Below are 18,553 nucleotides of genomic sequence, written 5' to 3' on the forward strand. Positions count from 1 at the left end.
CTCTTTTCTTCAAGCTGGGTACTGCCTTCAGTCCTGGACGATCAGCTCCGGATTCGCCTGCTGGCAAACGGTGTCGCCGGCAGTCTGGTTGACGATGTCCTCGGGCAGGGCCACGGCGCCGTAGGTTGCGCCAGACGTGAAGTCCGTCCCGAGGTAGACCTGGACGCCGGCAACGCGAGGTGTCAACTGGACCTGGGCGGCCGGGATCCCCAGCAGCACAGCCACGTCAGCTGCGACGTCGGCAAAGCCAGTGCCGTAGTGGACCACGCTCTGCGCCACCGGTGTGGCTGCAGCTTGCCCGGTCTGTGTGAAGCCTCCGGTGATCAGTGCCTGCACGATTTCCTGGGCGCGTCCGGTGACGCCGCTCCCATTGGCTACTGTGACGGGCTGGAGTGCCTTGTCATAGGGTGGCACGGGCGCTGCGGTTTCTGTTGGGGCCGCTGAGGGAGAGGTCGTTTCCGTCGGCGCCGGAGTCGGCGTGGTGGGTGCTGTCGGATCCGTCAGGTCCACGTCCTCACGGAGGGCCGCGAACAGTTGGGACCCGGCCGGCTCGGCAATCTGAAGGCGGTTGATGTCCGTGACTGCGGCTGTGGTGGGCACCGCCACAAACGCCACCTTGCTGATGTCAATGTCCTTCAGCCGACTACCAATTGTCACGAGCGACGGAACGGAGGCAAGCCTCTCGTCCACCGTGAGGTTCTTCGTCACAACATCGGCAATGTTCAGCATCTTGGCAGGGTCTGACAGTGTGCCGTCGTCCTTGATCTTGCGCGTGAGCGATGACAGGAATCCCTGCTGCGCCTTAATCCGGCCGAGGTCGCCGCCGTCGGCAAAGGCGTGCCGGGTCCGGAGGAAGGCGAGGGCCATTTCGCCCTGCACCGAAGACGTGCCCTTGGGCAGCCGCAACCGGGAATCAGGATCGTAAACGGCGTCGCTAATGCAGACGTCCACGCCGCCTACAGTGTTCGAGAGCTCCTTCACGGCATTAAAGTCCGCCATCATGAAGTGGTCCACTTCGAGACCGGTCAGCTCGTTGACCGTGTCCACGGCGCAGCCGATGCCGGCTTCTGCCATGGCCTCGTTGATCATGGCCCCGCTGCGTGCGGGATAGACCTGTTTGGTCTTCTGGTCGGTGCACTGCGGAATGTCCACCAAAAGGTCCCTGGGGAAGCTGATGACACTGACGCGCTTGTTATCCGCCGAGACGTCCATCAGCATCATCACGTCGGACTGGCCGTATCCTGACGAGTCGTCTGTGGCGCCGTACTGGGCGTTTTTGCCGTCCCTGGTGTCCGAGCCCAGGATCAAGATCTGCATCCTGTCGTTGGCGTCATTGACACCGTTTCCGGTGCCGTCGCCGGCGTTCAGCGCTGCCGTGGTGATGTTCGACTGAAACCGGAAATACCAATAGCCTGCGAAACCGAGACCACCGACCACCAGGACGGTCAGGACCGCGGTGGTCACCTTCAGCCACGCCGACATCTGCCGCCCGGATCCGAGATGCCGGGCAACGCCGGCGGCGGTGGCGTCCGCGTGTCGGGACACCGGACCGGTTCCGGCTGACGCATCAGCTCCGTACTCGCGATTGTCGCGGCCTCGCCCCATGTGGTGTACCTTCCTCGAAAAATGAATCCGGTCTATTTTAGTTGCCCAATCTGGGAACTTCCCGGTGACCGTCCGGGCGTTGCAAAGGGGGCAGTGTCAGAAGCCGAGCTTGACCAGCTGCTTCGGGTCGCGCTGCCAGTCCTTGGCCACCTTCACATGCAGGTCAAGGTAGATTCGGGCGCCGAGCAGCGCTTCGATCCCCTTGCGTGCGTTGGTGCCGACTTCGCGGAGCCGTGCGCCGCCCTTGCCGATGATGATGGCCTTCTGGGACGGACGTTCCACATAGAGGTTAACCCGGACGTCGAGGAAAGGCCGGTCTTCGGGCCGGCCTTCACGCGGAACGATCTCATCGACGACGACGGCCAGGGAGTGCGGCAATTCGTCGCGGACGCCTTCGAGGGCAGCTTCCCGGATGAGTTCGGCGATCATCACGGCTTCGGGTTCGTCTGTCAGGTGCCCGTCCGGATAGAGGGGCGGCGACGCCGGCATGTGGCTGATCAGGACGTCTGCGAGTGTGTCGACCTGGAACCCATCGGTGGCGGAGACGGGGACGATGTCCTTCCAGCCGTCCTCGCCGATGACATCCCGGCCCAGTGCTGCGACGGCGAGCAACTGCTCGGTGAGCGCCTGCCGGTCTACCGTGTCCGCCTTGGTGACGATCGCGATGACCGGCTTGTTGCCGATGGCGGCGAGCTGGGCAGCGATGTACTTGTCGCCCGGGCCGATCTTCTCGTTGGCGGGAAGGCAGAAGCCGATCGCGTCGACCTCGGCCAGCGTGTCGGCGACGAGTTCGTTCAGGCGCTTTCCCAGCAGCGTGCGGGGGCGGTGCAGGCCCGGGGTATCCACCAGGATCAGCTGGGCGTCATCGCGGTGCACGATCCCCCGGATGGTGTGGCGCGTGGTCTGCGGCTTGGCGGAGGTGATCGCCACCTTCTGGCCCACCAAGGCGTTCGTCAGGGTTGATTTGCCCGCGTTCGGTCGCCCCACGAGGACCGCAAAGCCTGCCCTGTAGCCGCCGAAGTCTTTCGCGGCTGAATCCGGGTTGGCCGGACGGTTATTTTTCTTGCTCACGTGGAACTCCCTGCTGGGTTGCTTCCCCCTCGTCGAGGAGGTCTTCAAGGTCAGTGTCTACTTTTGGTACTGCTGCGGCAATGATGTGGCTGACGCGGTTGCGGCGGCCCTCGAGCCGTTCGGCGAGCAGCGAGATGCTGCCCACCTCCACGTGGCTGCCCACAATGGGAACGCGGCCCAGGGCCTTGGCCAGCAGCCCGCCCACGGTATCAACCTCGTCGTCGTCGAGCTCTATGTCGAACAATTCTCCGAGGTCGTCGATGCTCATCCGGGCGCTCACCCGGAAGGAACCGCCGCCCAGGGCCACGGCCTCGGCGCTTTCGGTGTCATACTCGTCCACGATTTCGCCGACGATTTCCTCGATGAGGTCTTCGAGGGTGACAAGGCCAGCCGTGCCGCCGTATTCGTCGATCACGATGGCAACGTGTGTGGACTCCTTCTGCAGTTCACGCAGCAGGTCGCTCACCGGCTTGGACTCCGGAACGTACCGGACCTCGCGGGCCAGGGCTTCGACCGGCGGCGGTTCGTCGTCGGGTCCCAGCTCATGAAGCGTTGCCGCGACGTCCTTGAGGTAGACGATTCCGAGGATCTGGTCCGTGTTGTCGCGGATCACGGGGATCCGTGAATAGCCCGAACGCAGGAACATCGACATGGCCCGCCTGAGGCTGGAGCCGGCGTCAATGCTGAGGATATCCGTCCGGGGCACCATCACGGCGCGCACCAGGGTATCGCCGAAGTCAAAGACTGATTGGATCATTTCAGCTTCGGTGTCTTCGATCATGTCCGATTCCGATGCGCGGTCCACGAGTTCGCGGAATTCCTGTTCGCTGAAGAACGCGTCATCACCGGCCGGAGCGCCGGGAGCGGCTGCACTGCCCAGCGCCACGAGCCACCTGGGGATGGGACCGAGGACCCACGTCAGGAACCTGATCAGCGGTGCCGTGTACCGGACCACTGCAGCCGAATGGAGCCTGCCGATCTGCCGCGGGGAAACTCCGACGATGACGAAGCCGAGCAGGGCCATGATCCCGGTGGCGGCCAGCCCGGCCAGCCAGATGTTGTCCAGCAGGCTGTGGAGCAGGACGGCCACCGCCACGGCTGAAGCCATCTCGAACCAGACCCGCCAGAACCTCAGGGCCCGGATGTGGGCCACCGGCTGGGCCAGGATACGTTGCATGGCGTTTCCGCGGCTTTTCAGCAGGGCGTCTTCTGCGTCATGCCGGGGAAGAAACGTGAACGCGGCCTCGGCTGCGGTCAGGAGTGCTGCGGTACTGAGGAACGCCAGGGCCATGCCGACAAGGAGCAGGGGCGTCACTGCGTGGTCTCGGCGGGTGCTTCTTTGCCGGTGAAGCCGGAAAGCAGCTGGCGCTGAAGGCCGAACATCTCTTCCTTTTCCTCGGGCTCTGCGTGGTCATAGCCGAGGAGGTGGAGGATCCCGTGGGTGGTCAGCAGCAGCATCTCATCCTGCAGGGAGTGCCCGGCGTTGACGGCCTGCACCTGCGCCACCTGGGGGCACACGGCGATGTCACCCAGCATCCCTTGCGGAGTGGGCCGGTCCGGCGTACCGGGAGTCAGTTCGTCCATGGGGACCGAGAGCACGTCTGTGGATCCCGGCTCGTCCATTAGCTCGATGTGGAGCTTTTCCATGGCTGGTTCATCCACCAGGAGAATGGAGAGTTCAGCCTGCGGGTGGATATACAGCTGTTCGAAAACGTAACGGGACAGTGACACCAGAGCCGCTTCATCAACCTGGATGCCGGACTCGTTGTTTACCTCAATACTCACGCCTGTTCCCCCCGCTTTTCGCGGCTTACCGAGTGCTTCACTTTGTTCCGCTGGACATCATCCCAGAGACTGTAGGCACGGACGATGTCACCCACAAGCCGGTGGCGGACCACGTCTGTGGAATCCAGGACAGTGAAGTTCACGTCCTCAATCCCCTGCAGGATCTCCTCCACGATCCGCAGCCCTGAGCGGGTGCCGAAGGGCAGGTCCACCTGGGTAACGTCTCCGGTGACCACCATTTTGGAACCGAACCCCAAACGCGTGAGGAACATCTTCATTTGTTCCGGTGTGGTGTTCTGCGCTTCGTCCAGGATGATGAAGGCGTCGTTGAGCGTGCGCCCACGCATGTAGGCCAGCGGCGCCACTTCGATGGTCCCGGCGGCCATCAGGCGTGGGATGGACTCGGGGTCCATCATGTCGTGCAGCGCGTCGTACAGCGGGCGCAGGTAGGGATCGATCTTGTCGCTCAGGGTGCCCGGCAGGAACCCCAGCCGTTCGCCGGCCTCGACTGCGGGCCTGGTCAGGATAATGCGGCTGACTTCCTTCTGCTGCAGCGCCTGGACAGCCTTGGCCATCGCGAGGTAAGTCTTGCCCGTACCTGCAGGGCCAATCCCGAAGATCACCGTGTTCGCGTCAATCGCGTCCACGTAGTTCTTCTGGTTCAGGGTCTTGGGCCGGATGGTCTTCCCCCGGCTGGAGAGGATGTCATGAGTGAGGACGTCCACAGGGTTCTGCAATGACTGGCTGCGGAGCAACGCGACGAGCTGCTGCAACACCGCGGGGCTGATGACCGTGCCACGGGCAACGAGGCCGCGCACTTCATGCAGCAGCCGCATGATGCGGGGAACTTCGTTGGCAGGGCCGCTGATGGACAGCTCGTTTCCGCGGACGTGGAAGTTAACGGACGGGAACTGTTCTTCGATGAAACGCAGGGCCTCATCATGGCTGCCGAGCGATTGGACCATCTGATCGGAGTTGTCAAAGAGAACCACCTCCGTCCGGACACCGGGAAGTGAATGGGGGAATTCTCCGGCGGCGCGGTCAGTATTGAGCCGGCGCTTTCCGTTCGCTGATTCAGTCATGGTGCTGGCCCGCAGGCCCGTAGTCTCCTCCAGTTCGAAACTTAAGTGCCGCCGGCTGCTGTGTGGGCGGGTTGTTGCCGATCACGCGAGAGCCAGCGGAGTCCTTCCATCTTACGCCAGGAGGAACCTCCCGGGAGCGCCTGCGGTCTCCGGCAAGGGCGCCCGTCACCGGCTTGCTGCGGGATGGTTTGGCGTCATTAGGTATCAACTTCATATCGGGCTCATATCGTTCCCGTTGCAGTTGGGCCGGCGGCCCGTATTCGGTCCTTTTGGGAGGGCTGGCTATGCGATGCTGGAAATCAAGGCCGTCGGGGGACCGGCTCCCGAGGCCCAGGCCTCACCATTTCTTAGCCAGGAAGGACAGGGCCACGAGAGTGTCGGAAACAGCGACCCCCCTCACTGCCGGACGCGCCGCGCCGCGTTTCCGTCCGCAACGTCTCCTGGCTCTACTTCCGCCTTTACTCCTTCTCACCGGTTGCATCGCGGACCCCAGCCCTGAGCCGAACCTGACGGCAAACTCCAGCTCTGCCGCCACCGGCTCCCCCGGGGCAGCCTCCACCAGCGCGCCCCTGGAAACCACGCAGTCGTCTAGTAAGGCACCGGTCTACTGGATTGGCCGAAGCAACAGCAATGTGTTCCTGTACCGGGAATTCCGGGACGTTCCGGAGCAGGAGAATCCCGTGACCCGTGCTTTGCGGGCCATGATGTCTGAGAAGCCGCTGGACCCGGACTTCTTCACGCCCTGGCAAAATCCCGAGAAACTCGCCTCGTCCATCTCCGGCAAGAACGTCATCACCGTCGACGTCTCGGAGGATGCCTTTAACAGCAATCTCGACGCCGACATGGCCGGCCGCGCCATCCAACAGCTGGTCTTCACGGCCACGGCAGCGGCAGCGAGTTCCGGCCTGATCGATTCCGGCCAGCAGATCCAGGTCAGGATCCTGGTGGACAGCCACACCGATTACGTTGCCTTCGACCACGTCCAGCTTGGCGCTCCCATGTCCCGCGCCGACGGGATGGTGGCGCCCGTATGGATCATCGATCCGCAGGAAGGGATCGACATGGCCGGCGGAAGCGTCAAGATCAGCGGCCGCAGCACGGTCCCGGGCGGTAAGCTCCGCTGGCAGATCCTGCGGGCCGAAGCAAATGGGGACAAAACGCCCTACCTGACCGGGGAGACCACTGCAGCTGCCGAGGCGGCCCAGTCGGGACTGTTCACCCTTGCCCTTAGCCTGTCCTCGGGAAGTTACGAGCTCCGTGTTTCGCAGGTGGGTGCGGACGGCAGCGGCCAGGAGCTGAATGTGGATACGCGGAACTTCAACGTCCGGTAGGAGACCTCGCAGCGGGCGGCCTCAGGATACCGGGGCTCTCCAGCGTCCCAGTACATCGCTCGCCAGAACAACCGCTGCCGGTCCGGCCGTGGATGACCTCAGGACGTGGTGTCCCAGGAGCGCCGTCACGGCGCCGGCGTCGCAAAGCCGGGTGACTTCGCGGGGACTGATTCCGCCTTCCGGGCCAACGATGAGCAGAATTTCCAGGGGCCCTGCGTCAGCGTGGGTGGCCTGCCATGATTCCAGGACGGAACGCAGCGGCCGGACCGCGTCTTCGTGTAGGATCACGGCCAGGTTTGCTGCCGCCACGGCAGCCACAAGGCCAGGCGTTTCGACGGCGGCCCGTACCTCGGGGATCCAGGCGCGGCGCGCCTGTTTGGCGGCAGCAGTGACCACAGATTGCCATTTCGCGTGGGCCTTGGCGGCGCGCTCACCCTTCCAGCGGACAATCGACCGCTCGGACTGCCACGGAACCACGGCGTCGATCCCCAGTTCAGTTGCCGTTTCCACGGCCAGTTCATCGCGGTCCCCCTTGGCCAGTGCCTGGACCAGCACCAGCCGGATATCGGGCTGGTCCTCCACTACAAGGGCGGAGCATTCCACGGTGAGCTCTGCAGGCGACGCCGAAACGACAGTTCCCGTCAGCCGCTTTCCGGCGCCGTCGGCAATGTCTACCGCTTCCCCGGGAGCGAGCCGCTTCACGGTCACGGCATGGCGTGCCTCCGGCCCGTGAAGGACAAAGCGACCACCGGGCACCAGCTCGTCCAGCGACCCGGCGCCGGTGAAGAAAACGGGATTGCTCACCGCTACAGGTTACCGAACCGGTCCCGCAGCTTGGCAAAGACGCCGCCGCTGGCAGCCAGCTTGCCTTCCGTGAACTGTTCGCCACGTAGCTTCGCCAGCTGCTGCAGGAGATCCTCCTGCGCGGCATCCAGCTTGGCCGGTGTCTCCACCTGCAGATGGACCATCAGGTCTCCGCGGCCGTAACCGCGCAGGTGCGTCACGCCGAGTCCACGGAGCGTGATAATCTCCCCGGACTGCGTCCCCGCCTTGACGTCGATCTCCTGCAGCCCGTCAAAGGTTTCCAGTGAGAGCTCAGTGCCCAGGGCGGCGGCAGTCATCGGGATGTGCAACGTGGCGTGCAGGTCGTCACCGTCACGGGCATAGGTGGCGTCGTTGTTGACCCGGAGTTCGACGTACAGGTCCCCGGACGGTCCTCCGGCGGGGCCCGCTTCGCCCTGTCCGGAGAGCTGGATCCGGGTGCCTGTGGCAACACCGGCCGGCACCTTGATGGTGAGCGACCGCCGGCTGCGGATGCGGCCTTGGCCGCTGCATTCGTTGCAGGGGTCCTTGATGACCGTTCCGAAGCCTTCGCAGCTGCCACACGGGGCCGCCGTCATGACCTGGCCCAGGATGGAACGCACCGCGCGCTGGACCTGGCCGCTGCCGCCGCAGATATCGCAGCGGACAGGATGGCTGCCTTCGCGGCAGCATGAGCCGTTGCAGGTGGGGCAGGTTACGGCGGTGTCCACTTCGAGTTTCCGGTTGACGCCGAACACCGCATCGCGGAGTTCGATCCGGACACTGATCAACGCGTCCTGGCCGCGGCGGACCCGGGACGCGGGGCCGGAGGACCCGCCGGCACCGAAGAACGTGTCAAAGATGTCCTGGAACGCGAAGCCCTGGCCGGAGTATCCGGCGCCGCCGAACCCGTTGTCGGTGCCGTTCTCGTTGCCGGTGGTGTCGTAGATCCGGCGCTTCTGCGGGTCCGAAAGTACCTCATAGGCGTGGGTCACGGCCTTGAAGCGGTCCGATGCATCGTCCCCGGGGTTTACGTCCGGGTGAAGAGTCCGGGCCAGCTTGCGGTAGGCCTTCTTGATCTCTTCCCCGGTGGCTTCCGGCGAGACTCCGAGGACGTCGTAGTGGCTGCTCAAAGTTCGTATCTCTTCCTTGTTGTACTGCCGGCAGCCGGGCTGCCGGCACTGCTCTTTGTGCCTGGACCGTGGTGCTGTTACGGACCCAGAATTCTTGAAAGGTAACGGGCAACTGCCCTGACGGCGGCCATGGTGGTGGGATAGTCCATCCGGGTGGGGCCCAGCACACCGATCTTGGCCGTGCTGTCAGGTCCGTAGCCCGTGGCCACCACGGAGGCTTCCGCGAGCCCGTCGTAAGGGTTCTCACGCCCGATACTGACTGCCACGCCCCTCGGATCCTGAGCCATGTCACTCAGGAGGCGTAGCAGGACAACCTGCTCCTCAAGGGCTTCCAGGACGGGTCCGATACTCAGCGGAAAATCCACATTGGAGCGGGCAAGGTTCGCCGTTCCGGCCATAACCATGCGTTCCTCACGGCTGTTGTGGGCGAGCGTTTCCAGCCCCTGGGCCAAAGCCTGGGCGGCCGCGCGCTGGCCCGGACTGACGGATGAAACGACTCCCGGCAGCGACGGCGTCAGACGGCTCAGCGAAGTGCCCGCCAATAATCCGAGGAAGTGTGTCCGCAAGGCGGCGATGACGTCTTCGCCGAGGTCCTGGCCGACGTCGATCACGCGCTGTTCGACTTTGCCGGTGGTGGCGATGAGGACCACCAGGACCTGCCGGGGCGCGAGCAGCACGAATTCGATATGGCGGATGGTGGCGCGGCTCAGATGGGGATACTGGACCACGGCGACCTGGTTGGTCAGCTGTGACAGCATCCTGACGGTCCTGTCCAGGACGTCGTCCAGATCGTCTGAGCCCTCCAGCAGCGACTGGATTGCACGCCGTTCCGCCTGGGACAGCGGCTTTACCGCTGAAATCTGGTCCACAAACAGCCGATAGCCTTTGTCGGTGGGGATTCGTCCGGCGCTGGTGTGCGGGGCCGTGATCAGGCCGTCGTCTTCCAAGGCCGCCATGTCGTTGCGGATGGTGGCGCTGGATACTCCGAGGTGATGGCGTTCCACGAGCGCCTTGGAACCCACTGGCTCGCGGGAGTGCACATAGTCCTCCACGATGGCGCGCAGTACTTCGAGTTTGCGCGGCTCGCTCATACTCCACCTCCATCCAGGGTTAGCACTCGACATGCCTAAGTGCTAACAGTCTAATATGAGTCACCCCGTTGTTAGCATTGGTACCGCTCCGGGCGAATTCCGGGCCAGGATCTAGCGGCAAGGCGGAATCAATCCATGCAATACCAGAACTGGGGTCCGCAGGAGATCACCGCGCCCGTCAGAAGCGAACTCCCTGAGGTTCCTGTGGAACGCGGCATGGTTCTCGAAGACGCCCAGTCAGGCTGGGTGGGAGCGGTGACCCGGGTGGAGAAGTCCGGCGGCATGCATGTAGTGGCCCTCGAAGACCGACGCGGAAAGTCCCGATCCTTCCGGCTCGGCTTCGGGTTCCTCCTGGAGGGACAGCCCATCCGGCTCGTTCCCCCGGCGCCCAGGCAGCCAGCCGCCGTGGTCGCCGGCCGGACGGCGTCCGGCTCAGTCCGTGTGGCTGGCCAGCGTGCCCAGGTGGCCAAGGCGAGCAGAATCTGGGTGGAGGGAAAACACGACGCCGAACTCGTGGAAAAAGTCTGGGGTGACGATCTCCGCGTAGAGGGCATCGTCGTCGAACCTTTGCACGGCATTGATGACCTGGCGGGGGCGGTGGCCGCGTTCGGTCCCGGTCCGGGCCGGCGGCTGGGGGTCCTGGTGGACCATCTGGTGCCGGACTCGAAGGAGTCGCGCATCGCTGCCGCCGTGATGGCTTCTCCCGGCGCGGCCGGGAATGTCCTGATCGTCGGGCACCCTTACGTTGACGTATGGCAGGCAATCCGGCCCGCCGTACTGGGCATCGAACAATGGCCGGTGGTGCCCCGCGGGGAGGACTGGAAGACCGGCATCCTGGCAGCGTTCGGCTGGCCGCACTCCACCAAGGAAGACACCGGGCTTGGCTGGCAAAAGCTGCTCGGCGCTGTCCGCAGCTACGCGGATCTGGAAGCATCACTGCTCGGGAGAGTGGAGGAAGTCATAGACTTCCTGACAGTGCCATAACGCCGGATCCGGCTGCGGGCGGCGGCATTCGGTGGCCGAACCAGTATTCTTGGTACTGCGGAGGCTGCAGTTGCTTCAGTCCGGCATTCTCCAACCCAGCACCATTGCACTTTCAAAGGAAGAAAACCGTGGCACAAAACGCACGCGAGCACCGGGACGACCACGGCGGCCAGGCCCGTTCCGAGTACCAGGGCGTTCCGGCAAATGCGCTGCCCCTGACGGCCAGCGAAGACCGCCAATGGGCCACGCTGGCACACTTTGGCGGGATCCTCGGCTGTGTTCCGTCACTGCTGATCTACTTGATTTTCCGTGAGCGCGGGCCGTTTACCGCCCAGGAATCCAAGGAAGCGCTGAACTTCAGCCTGCCGCCCACCATTGCTGCCCTGGTGGCCAACGTCCTGGTTTTCATTCCGGTGGTGGGAAATATCTTCGCCGTCATCGCCACCCTGATTTGGATTGCCCTGACCTGCTTCTCAGTTTCCGCAGGCATCCATGTCAACAAGGGCCAGCCTCACCGCTACCAGTACAACCTGCGCTGGATCAAGTAAGCGACAACTTGCGCTGGATCCGCTAAGCGGCGTCCCGAGGGCCCCGACGCGAGCTTGCGAGTGTTGGAAATGGACCCCCGCGCTAGTCCGGCAGGATCCTGCGGACCACAGCGTCGGCCAGCAGGCGGCCCCTCAGGGTCAAGACCAGCTTGCCCTGGAAGGCAGCGGGCGCCTCCACCAGGCCGTCGGCAATGAGCCCGGCCACGGCGTGACGGCCGTGTTCGCCCAGCGTTGACGTTGCCAGCCCCGACACGAGCCGGGCCTCGAGCATCACACGCTCCACGTCGCGGGTTTCGGCGTCAAGAGTTTCCCGCCCGGCGGCCGGTGACAGCCGCTGCGCGAGCCGTCCGGCGTAGGCAGTAGGGTGCTTGACGTTCCACCACCGCACTCCGCCGACGTGTGAGTGTGCACCTGGTCCGATGCCCCACCAGTCGTCCCCCCGCCAGTACGCAAGGTTGTGCCGGCATGCCTGCTCCGGCGTCCGGGACCAGTTGCTGACCTCATACCAGCTGAGGCCCGCAGCGCCAATCAGCTGATCGGCGAGTTCGTACTTGTCGGCGTGGTCGTCGTCGTCGATTCCCGGGACTTCACCACGGCGGATCTGGGCGGCCAGCTTGGTGCCGTCCTCCACGATCAGCGCGTAGGCACTGATGTGGTCAGGCTGGTAGGACAGCGCCGTCTGCAGCGAGAACCGCCAGTCCTCCAGGGCCTCCCCCGGCGTCCCGTAGATAAGATCCAGGCTCACGGCCAGTCCGGCATCGCGCGCCCATTGCACCACCTGCGGCACGCGGCTGGGCGTGTGCGTGCGGTCAAGGACCCTCAGGACGTGGGGAACGGCAGACTGCATGCCAAAGGAAACCCGGGTGAAACCGGCATCGGCCAGCACCCGCAGGGATGCAGGGGTGACCGAATCGGGGTTTGCTTCGGTGGTCACTTCGGCGCCGGGTTCCAGGCCCCAGTGCCCGACGGCGGCCGTCAGTATCCGCGCGAGGTCTTCCGCGGGGAGCAACGTAGGGGTGCCGCCGCCGAAGAAGACTGTGCTCAGGGGCCGGTCCGGAAGACCGGAGGCCCGCAGGACCGTGGCCGCAAAATCCACCTCGGACACGGCCGTGGTGGCGTAGGCGTCCTGCGACGCTCCGCCGCCCAGCTCGGTGGCCGTGTACGTGTTGAAGTCACAGTATCCGCAGCGCACCGCGCAGAACGGGATGTGCACGTACAACCCGAAAGCCCGGTCCGCCGCACCGTCCACTGCCTGGGCGGGCAGCAGACCGTCCGACGGCGCCGGGTCGCCGAGGGGAAGAATGCTAGGCATTGCGGGGGCGTCCGGTGTTGCCGGCCACTGTCATCACTACTTCTTGGCCTTGTCCTTGGACTCGTCGGTGGTCAGCGCAGCGATAAAGGCTTCCTGGGGAACCTCAACGCGGCCCACCATCTTCATGCGCTTTTTGCCTTCCTTCTGCTTCTCCAGCAGTTTGCGCTTCCGGGAAATATCGCCGCCGTAGCACTTGGCCAGAACGTCCTTGCGGATGGCGCGGATGCTTTCCCGGGCGATGATCCTGGAGCCGATGGCAGCCTGGATGGGCACCTCAAACTGCTGGCGGGGAATGAGCTCGCGCAGTTTGCCGGTCATCATCACACCGTAGGCATAGGCCTTCTCGCGGTGCGTGATGGCCGAGAAGGCATCCACCTGTTCGCCCTGGAGCATGATGTCCACCTTGACCAGGTCGGCCACCTGCTCGCCGTCGGCCTTCCAGTCCAGCGAGCCGTAGCCACGGGTCTTGGATTTGAGGATGTCAAAGAAATCGAACACGATCTCAGCGAGCGGCAGCCGGTACCGGATTTCAACCCTGTCCTCGGACAGGTAGTCCATGCCGCCTATAACACCGCGGCGGCTCTGGCAGAGCTCCATGATGGCGCCCACAAACTCATTCGGCGCCAGGATGGTGGCAGCCACCATCGGCTCGCGGACCTCGGCGATCTTGCCGGAAGGGTATTCGCTGGGGTTGGTCACATGGACCACCTTCTTGTCCTCCAGTGTTACCTCATACTCCACGTTGGGGGCAGTGGAGATCAGGTCAAGATTGTATTCGCGTTCGAGCCGCTCCCTGGTGATTTCCAGGTGGAGCAGGCCGAGGAAGCCGACGCGGAAGCCGAAGCCGAGCGCGGCCGACGTTTCGGGCTCATAGACAAGCGCGGCGTCGTTGAGCATCAGCTTCTCCAGCGCATCGCGAAGTACCGGATAGTCCGTGCCATCCAACGGATACAGGCCCGAGAAGACCATCGGCTTGGCATCCGCATAGCCTGGAAGGGACGCAGTGGCAGGCTTGGCCAGGTTGGTGACGGTGTCGCCAACCTTGGACAGGCGGACGTCCTTCACACCGGTGATGAGGTAGCCCACTTCGCCCACGCCGAGGCCTTTGGAAGGGGTGGGCTCCGGGGAGCTCACGCCGATCTCGAGAAGTTCGTGGGTGGCACGAGTGGACATCATCTGGATGCGTTCACGGGGGTGGAGCATGCCGTCAACGACGCGGACGTAGGTGACCACACCGCGGTACGTGTCGTAGACCGAGTCGAAAATCATCGCGCGCGCGGGGGCGTTCGGGTCCCCTACGGGGGCTGGCAGGTCGCGGACGATCTTGTCCAGCAGGACCTCGACGCCCATGCCGGTCTTGCCGGAGACACGGAGCACGTCGTCGGGGTCGCCGCCGATCAGGCTGGCGAGTTCGGCTGCGTACTTCTCAGGCTGGGCTGCCGGGAGGTCAATCTTGTTCAGCACCGGGATGATGGTGAGGTTGTTTTCCATCGCCAGGTACAGGTTCGCGAGGGTCTGGGCCTCGATGCCCTGCGCCGCGTCAACGAGCAACACTGCTCCTTCGCAGGCGGCCAGCGAGCGGGACACTTCGTAGGTGAAGTCCACGTGGCCGGGGGTGTCGATCATGTTCAGCGCGTAGCTGGTGCCGTCGAGTTCCCAGGGCATACGGACAGCCTGGGACTTAATGGTGATGCCGCGTTCGCGCTCAATGTCCATGCGATCCAGGTACTGGGCCTTCATATCGCGGGACTTAACCACCCCGGTGTACTGCAGCATGCGGTCTGCCAGGGTGGACTTGCCGTGGTCAATGTGCGCGATGATGCAGAAATTCCGAATGATGGCCGGATCTGTCGCGGCGGGCACCGGGGCGGTGCGGGCCATGGGAGACACGCAGGGTCCTTACTGTTGGCATTCACGCGGCCACCGCCAGGACGCACCGAGGGCACCCTGCGGCCGGACCGCACATTTGGAACTTCCAGTCTCCCACGTCCGGGCGCATCGTATTGCATTCAGGTCAAACCGGTACACGGGCCCGGCGATAGTCTTGCCCCATGCCTATCAACCTCCGCTCCTTGGCCCACGCCGTCCGGATATCCGTCAGGTTCCTGCAGAGATACCGTTCCGGCCCAACCGGATCTGCGGGACCGGGCACGCCCACGCCGGCCCGCCAGGCACCGCCGGTCAGGCCGACCCCGCCCGGCACCTATCCTGGCGACTTCCACGGCAAAGCAGCCATCCGGTACGCCCCGCAGCCCGACGGCAGTCCCGACCCCGGCGAGATTGTGTGGACGTGGGTTCCATATGAAGAGGACCGCAGCCGGGGCAAAGACCGTCCTGTTCTGCTGGTGGGCAAGAATGGGCGGTACCTGCTGGGGGTGATGCTCACCAGCAAGGACCACGACCAGGCCGGCAACGGGTCCGGCGAGTACGTGGACATCGGAACCGGCAGTTGGGACCGCCAGCAGCGGCCCAGCGAGGCGAACCTCGGGCGGATCCTGCAGATCAGCTCGGACGCCATCCGGCGCGAAGGTGCTGTTCTGGACCGGAAACGTTTCGATCTGGTGGCTGCAGGTATACGGCGGCGACACGGCTGGGAATAGCCCGCCAAAATGGCCAGCTTCCGGGGGGTCTGCTATTCTTTATAGCTGTGTGTCCGTGCAGGTCGACGGCCACTGATGGTTGGCCGCCATAGGTATCCCCACGCCGCTCAGTCAATGGCCAATCTGAAAGCCCTCTAGACCATTTCCGCATTAAAAAGAGAGTTCACACGTGGCTAATATCAAGTCCCAGAAGAAGCGCATCCTTACCAACGAGAAGGCCCGCCTGCGCAACAACGCAGTCAAGTCTGAGCTGAAGACGGCCATCCGCGCCGTCAACACCGCCGTTGAGTCCACCGACAAGGATGCAGCTGCCGCTGCCCTGCTTGTTGCCGGCCGCAAGCTGGACAAGGCTGTCAGCAAGGGTGTTCTGCACAAGAACAACGCAGCAAACCGCAAGTCGGCCATCTCCAAGAAGGTCAACGCGCTGTAAGGTTTCCAGTTCACCTGAACTGATGATTGTGGCCGGTACCCGATGGGTGCCGGCCACAAATCTTTCAGCCGTCCGGGCCTCTCCGTCAGAGCCACCAACCGCAGCCGCAATCAGCTGGAGTCAGTGCCCGCGCACGGAGGTTGCAATGACGGTCACTGCGTGTTCAACGGCATAGACGGGATCACGCGAAAGGCCCTTGACCTGGGCGTCGGCCTCGGCGGTGGCCTGGATGGAGCGGACCAGGCCCTCCGGGGTCCAACGGCGCACATCGCGCTGGGCCTGCTCCACGAGCCAGGGCTGCATGCCCAGATCTCGGGCGATCTGCGCCGGGGACCCCTGAGCGCCGGCAACTTTGGCCACCGTCCGCAGCTTGGCTGCCAGCGCCGCCACCAGCGGAACCGGATCGGCGCCGGTGGCCAGCGCGTGGCGAAGGGTGGAGAGCGCCGCTGGACCGTTTCCGGCCATGGCGGCGTCCGCGACCTTGAAGGCCGTGGCTTCGATCCGGCCGCCGTAGTAGCGGTCCACCATCTCCGGGGTCACTGCTCCCGTGGCATCCGCGATCAGTTGGCTGCACGCCGCCGCGAGTTCCGAAAGGTTGGCGCCGACGGCATTGACCAGCGTCTGAACGGCGTCCGAGCTGATCTTCCGTCCGGCGGCCCTGAATTCAGTTGCCACGAAGGTGGCCTTATCCGCATCCTTCTTCAGGGGCTGGCAGTCCACTACGGGCCAACCGCCGGTTTTGACGGCATCGAGGAGCTTCTTGCCGCGGACTCCCCCGGCGTGGCGCAGGACGAGCACCGCGTCCGGCTCCGGGCGGGCCAGGTAGGTCAGTGCGTCGGCCAGGAAGGCGTCGTTCATGCCTTCAACGCCTTCGACCTCGATCAGTTTGCGCTCACCGAAGAGTGAGGGGCTGACGTTCATGGCGAGGGTCCCGGCTTCGTAGGTGCCGGCCGCGAGGCGGCTGACTTCGACGTCGGGGAACGCCGTGCGCACCTGGGCGCGGACATGGTCCATGGCACGGATGCCAAGGTATTCCTCCGGTCCGCCCACCAGGACGATTTCGGCAGGCGTCACGTCCCGCCAGGTGGCCGCGTTGGTCGCCGGAGTCCTGGTTCGGGTGTTCTGGGCAGCGGCCATGGTGGGTTCCTCCCGGAAATTCTGGTGCAGTGTCTAAGCCTGCCACGGTGGGCCGCCGCCACCAAGCCGGGACCACGTTGGTTCGGGCCGCGTTGGTCCGGCCCGGACCGCGCCAACCCGCAGGTGGCGTTCCGCGAGGCCCAGCATCGATTCCGTCCGGGCGTGCAGTGTCAGGACCCCCCGGAAGGCCTGTCGCGGGCGGACGGCCAGCCAAACACCGGCAAACGTCAGGNGCAAGGACAATTCTCCGTCTCCGTTTGGACGTCGGACTTAACTTCCAAGACACCCCTGCGTGAAGCCTACGGCTAACTGCGATCAGCTGCCCGGGTGTTCCTAGCGTCCACTTCCAGTAGAAAAAGGTCAGCCAGGTTTAGCCAGTCACTGACCGGCAGCTCAGAGCGCCAGTCCTCAAGGAACTCCTCGGGCGTGGAATTCTGGTCGATGTCTTCCGACCGGAAGTTCTTGAACGGGGACGTCGACCTGTTCACCCGGAAGATGATGTTCCGGGGCTGGTTCACGGCGCCGAATTCGATCTTGGGGAGTGCCTCAGGTGACTGCACAGTGGGCTGCCATTGGCGCCAGGCGGACAGGAAAAGGACCTTCGAAGGCGATGTTGTCCGTGGCGATGTCAGTGACGCCGCGTGCCACAAGGGTCCCGAGAAACCCATTGGCCAGCACCAGCAATTTTTGGTTCTTCTCCATAGTCACTCAGCCTAATGCGCCGGCGAGGTTCGTTCCCTGGGCGGCAATACCGCTTGCCGAACGCCTGGATAAACGACGCAAAGCCCCATGGCGGACTGCACGCCAGCATTAAGTGTCGACGGCGGGAAGTTGACCGCGATCAGCGAGGAATACTGGTGGACCTCCAGGTAGCACTCCACCGAGTTCGGAGGACGTCCCTACTGAATACGTGTTCCCGCTGGCGTTCCTACTGCGAGACCTGGGCCCCCTTCGGCGACTCAGGAGTGTGCCGTATCCCGCCGCCAGTGCCCAGCAAAGGGGACATGTCTAGGAGGCCGGCCGGATGCAGCTCCAAGTTCGGATACCTGTCACGGCCAGAGTCCCACAATCAGAATCGCGACTCGAACCCGTGCTCGGTCGCCCGCTTGGCTATCAATGCGGGTGTAAGTCGATCGCATGTGAGGACTTTATGGAGAGGTCTCTGAACTGGGTGTGCAATCCGCCGCGTTTGGGCGAACAGGTCATTATGCCGACTTGGCAGGTGTGCCAGGCGCAGCATTTGCCACTGCCCGATCATGTCGGCGGGTTGGAGGTACTGGGTGCGCACTGTACTGCCTTGGAGGGTGACTTCGGCAGGCGTGCGCGGTAACGGTGCGACGGACCAATCGGAGCGGCCGTTGGTGAGGACTGTGCTGAGATGGAGGGCGTCATCGGTGTACTCGACGCCGGTTTTGACCCAGATTTGTTCACTGGCCCGGATCATGAGCCCAGCCTGGTCATAGAGGGTGTGGAAGTCGCCGGAAGGGTAACGGTGGCTGTGAAGTCGCCGGCGACCTCACGGTGAAGGAAGTGCCCGTTGTCGTGGATGAAGCCGTAATGGGTTTTCCGCCAGAAGTCCGTTTCCGGAGCTGAAGTGACGCTCAGGGACTATCTGCCGGCCGTCCAGCGGACTGCTTCATTTA

At 64.2% G+C, this 18,553-nt stretch carries 18 protein-coding genes and 1 pseudogene; 5 read left to right on the forward strand and 14 right to left on the reverse strand.

Annotated features, from left to right (window positions below; translation table 11 throughout):
• Positions 1-27: 27 nt before the first annotated feature.
• The 5 genes from ACZYZ4_RS03520 to ACZYZ4_RS03540 form a co-directional block, all read right to left on the reverse strand.
• The gene (locus ACZYZ4_RS03520; protein ID WP_463858245.1) at positions 28-1,605 is read right to left on the reverse strand and encodes an LCP family protein; all 1,578 of its coding nucleotides are present in this window, start codon (positions 1,603-1,605) and stop codon (positions 28-30) included.
• A 96-nt stretch (positions 1,606-1,701) separates the two neighbouring features.
• Positions 1,702-2,676: a GTPase Era gene (era, locus tag ACZYZ4_RS03525; RefSeq protein WP_354250246.1), complete on the reverse strand. Its 975-nt coding sequence runs from the start codon at positions 2,674-2,676 to the stop codon at positions 1,702-1,704.
• Positions 2,660-3,991, reverse strand: coding sequence for a hemolysin family protein (locus tag ACZYZ4_RS03530; protein WP_463858247.1), 1,332 nt, complete (start codon positions 3,989-3,991; stop codon positions 2,660-2,662). Before ACZYZ4_RS03530 ends, era begins: the two co-directional genes overlap by 17 nt.
• Positions 3,988-4,461 (reverse strand): rRNA maturation RNase YbeY, encoded by a 474-nt coding sequence (gene ybeY, locus ACZYZ4_RS03535; RefSeq protein WP_463858249.1) that lies wholly within the window; start codon positions 4,459-4,461, stop codon positions 3,988-3,990. The genes ACZYZ4_RS03530 and ybeY overlap by 4 nt, the downstream gene beginning before the upstream one ends.
• Positions 4,458-5,543 carry a PhoH family protein gene (locus ACZYZ4_RS03540; RefSeq protein WP_463858251.1) on the reverse strand — a complete coding sequence of 362 codons (1,086 nt, stop codon included), beginning with the start codon at positions 5,541-5,543 and terminating at the stop codon, positions 4,458-4,460. Before ACZYZ4_RS03540 ends, ybeY begins: the two co-directional genes overlap by 4 nt.
• A gap of 374 nt (positions 5,544-5,917) precedes the next feature.
• Between ACZYZ4_RS03540 and ACZYZ4_RS03545 the strand changes: the two genes are divergently transcribed.
• Entirely contained in the window at positions 5,918-6,874 is a 957-nt protein-coding gene (locus ACZYZ4_RS03545) for a GerMN domain-containing protein (RefSeq protein WP_463858253.1), read from the forward strand.
• 21 nt (positions 6,875-6,895) lie between these two features.
• Here ACZYZ4_RS03545 and ACZYZ4_RS03550 read toward each other — a convergent pair whose 3' ends face one another.
• The 3 genes from ACZYZ4_RS03550 to hrcA all read right to left on the reverse strand — a co-directional run bounded on the left by ACZYZ4_RS03550 (position 6,896) and on the right by hrcA (position 9,899).
• Positions 6,896-7,678, reverse strand: coding sequence for a 16S rRNA (uracil(1498)-N(3))-methyltransferase (locus tag ACZYZ4_RS03550; RefSeq protein WP_463858255.1), 783 nt, complete (start codon positions 7,676-7,678; stop codon positions 6,896-6,898).
• Between the two features lie 2 nt (positions 7,679-7,680).
• Complete coding sequence (gene dnaJ, locus ACZYZ4_RS03555; RefSeq protein ID WP_463858256.1) at positions 7,681-8,808, reverse strand: molecular chaperone DnaJ; 1,128 nt, start codon at positions 8,806-8,808, stop codon at positions 7,681-7,683.
• 77 nt (positions 8,809-8,885) lie between these two features.
• Positions 8,886-9,899 carry a heat-inducible transcriptional repressor HrcA gene (hrcA, locus tag ACZYZ4_RS03560; protein ID WP_463858257.1) on the reverse strand — a complete coding sequence of 338 codons (1,014 nt, stop codon included), beginning with the start codon at positions 9,897-9,899 and terminating at the stop codon, positions 8,886-8,888.
• Positions 9,900-10,034: 135 nt separating this feature from the next.
• Between hrcA and ACZYZ4_RS03565 the strand changes: the two genes are divergently transcribed.
• Together ACZYZ4_RS03565 and ACZYZ4_RS03570 are read left to right on the forward strand one after the other, a co-directional pair.
• Positions 10,035-10,883 carry a DUF3097 domain-containing protein gene (locus ACZYZ4_RS03565; RefSeq protein WP_463858259.1) on the forward strand — a complete coding sequence of 283 codons (849 nt, stop codon included), beginning with the start codon at positions 10,035-10,037 and terminating at the stop codon, positions 10,881-10,883.
• Between the two features lie 128 nt (positions 10,884-11,011).
• Entirely contained in the window at positions 11,012-11,431 is a 420-nt protein-coding gene (locus ACZYZ4_RS03570) for a DUF4870 domain-containing protein (RefSeq protein WP_463858261.1), read from the forward strand.
• Positions 11,432-11,513: 82 nt separating this feature from the next.
• Here ACZYZ4_RS03570 and hemW read toward each other — a convergent pair whose 3' ends face one another.
• Both hemW and lepA read right to left on the reverse strand, forming a co-directional pair.
• Positions 11,514-12,743, reverse strand: a complete 1,230-nt coding sequence (gene hemW, locus ACZYZ4_RS03575) for a radical SAM family heme chaperone HemW (RefSeq protein ID WP_463858263.1) — start codon at positions 12,741-12,743, stop codon at positions 11,514-11,516.
• 36 nt (positions 12,744-12,779) lie between these two features.
• A complete protein-coding gene (lepA, locus tag ACZYZ4_RS03580) occupies positions 12,780-14,633 on the reverse strand; it encodes a translation elongation factor 4 (protein WP_252565471.1) in 1,854 nt (617 codons plus the stop codon).
• Between the two features lie 161 nt (positions 14,634-14,794).
• Here lepA and ACZYZ4_RS03585 point away from each other — a divergent pair, with 161 nt between their 5' ends.
• Together ACZYZ4_RS03585 and rpsT are read left to right on the forward strand one after the other, a co-directional pair.
• Positions 14,795-15,343, forward strand: coding sequence for a type II toxin-antitoxin system PemK/MazF family toxin (locus tag ACZYZ4_RS03585; RefSeq protein WP_463858266.1), 549 nt, complete (start codon positions 14,795-14,797; stop codon positions 15,341-15,343).
• Between the two features lie 169 nt (positions 15,344-15,512).
• The gene (gene rpsT / locus ACZYZ4_RS03590; protein ID WP_056340153.1) at positions 15,513-15,773 is read left to right on the forward strand and encodes a 30S ribosomal protein S20; all 261 of its coding nucleotides are present in this window, start codon (positions 15,513-15,515) and stop codon (positions 15,771-15,773) included.
• A gap of 120 nt (positions 15,774-15,893) precedes the next feature.
• Here rpsT and holA read toward each other — a convergent pair whose 3' ends face one another.
• The 4 genes and pseudogenes from holA to ACZYZ4_RS03610 form a co-directional block, all read right to left on the reverse strand.
• A complete protein-coding gene (gene holA, locus ACZYZ4_RS03595; protein WP_463858268.1) occupies positions 15,894-16,910 on the reverse strand; it encodes a DNA polymerase III subunit delta in 1,017 nt (338 codons plus the stop codon).
• Between the two features lie 305 nt (positions 16,911-17,215).
• The gene (locus tag ACZYZ4_RS03600) at positions 17,216-17,470 is read right to left on the reverse strand and encodes a hypothetical protein (protein WP_463858270.1); all 255 of its coding nucleotides are present in this window, start codon (positions 17,468-17,470) and stop codon (positions 17,216-17,218) included.
• On the reverse strand, positions 17,457-17,612 hold the full coding sequence (locus ACZYZ4_RS03605) for a hypothetical protein (RefSeq protein ID WP_463858271.1): 156 nt from the start codon (positions 17,610-17,612) through the stop codon (positions 17,457-17,459). The genes ACZYZ4_RS03600 and ACZYZ4_RS03605 overlap by 14 nt, the downstream gene beginning before the upstream one ends.
• A gap of 367 nt (positions 17,613-17,979) precedes the next feature.
• Positions 17,980-18,515 (reverse strand): annotated as a pseudogene (locus ACZYZ4_RS03610) (DUF1349 domain-containing protein).
• Between the last annotated feature and the right edge of the window lie 38 nt (positions 18,516-18,553).

The organism is Pseudarthrobacter adonitolis (assembly GCF_055412845.1).

What these genes read in the sequence shown, in the direction of transcription:
- ACZYZ4_RS03585 (WP_463858266.1), top strand. Translation starts at nt 14,795, where the DNA reads ATGCCTATCAACCTCCGCTCCTTGGCCCACGCCGTCCGGATATCCGTC.
- ACZYZ4_RS03540 (WP_463858251.1), bottom strand. Translation starts at nt 5,543, where the DNA reads ATGACTGAATCAGCGAACGGAAAGCGCCGGCTCAATACTGACCGCGCC.
- ACZYZ4_RS03565 (WP_463858259.1), top strand. Translation starts at nt 10,035, where the DNA reads ATGCAATACCAGAACTGGGGTCCGCAGGAGATCACCGCGCCCGTCAGA.
- hrcA (WP_463858257.1), bottom strand. Translation starts at nt 9,899, where the DNA reads ATGAGCGAGCCGCGCAAACTCGAAGTACTGCGCGCCATCGTGGAGGAC.
- ACZYZ4_RS03605 (WP_463858271.1), bottom strand. Translation starts at nt 17,612, where the DNA reads ATGGAGAAGAACCAAAAATTGCTGGTGCTGGCCAATGGGTTTCTCGGG.
- holA (WP_463858268.1), bottom strand. Translation starts at nt 16,910, where the DNA reads ATGGCCGCTGCCCAGAACACCCGAACCAGGACTCCGGCGACCAACGCG.
- ACZYZ4_RS03520 (WP_463858245.1), bottom strand. Translation starts at nt 1,605, where the DNA reads ATGGGGCGAGGCCGCGACAATCGCGAGTACGGAGCTGATGCGTCAGCC.
- hemW (WP_463858263.1), bottom strand. Translation starts at nt 12,743, where the DNA reads ATGCCTAGCATTCTTCCCCTCGGCGACCCGGCGCCGTCGGACGGTCTG.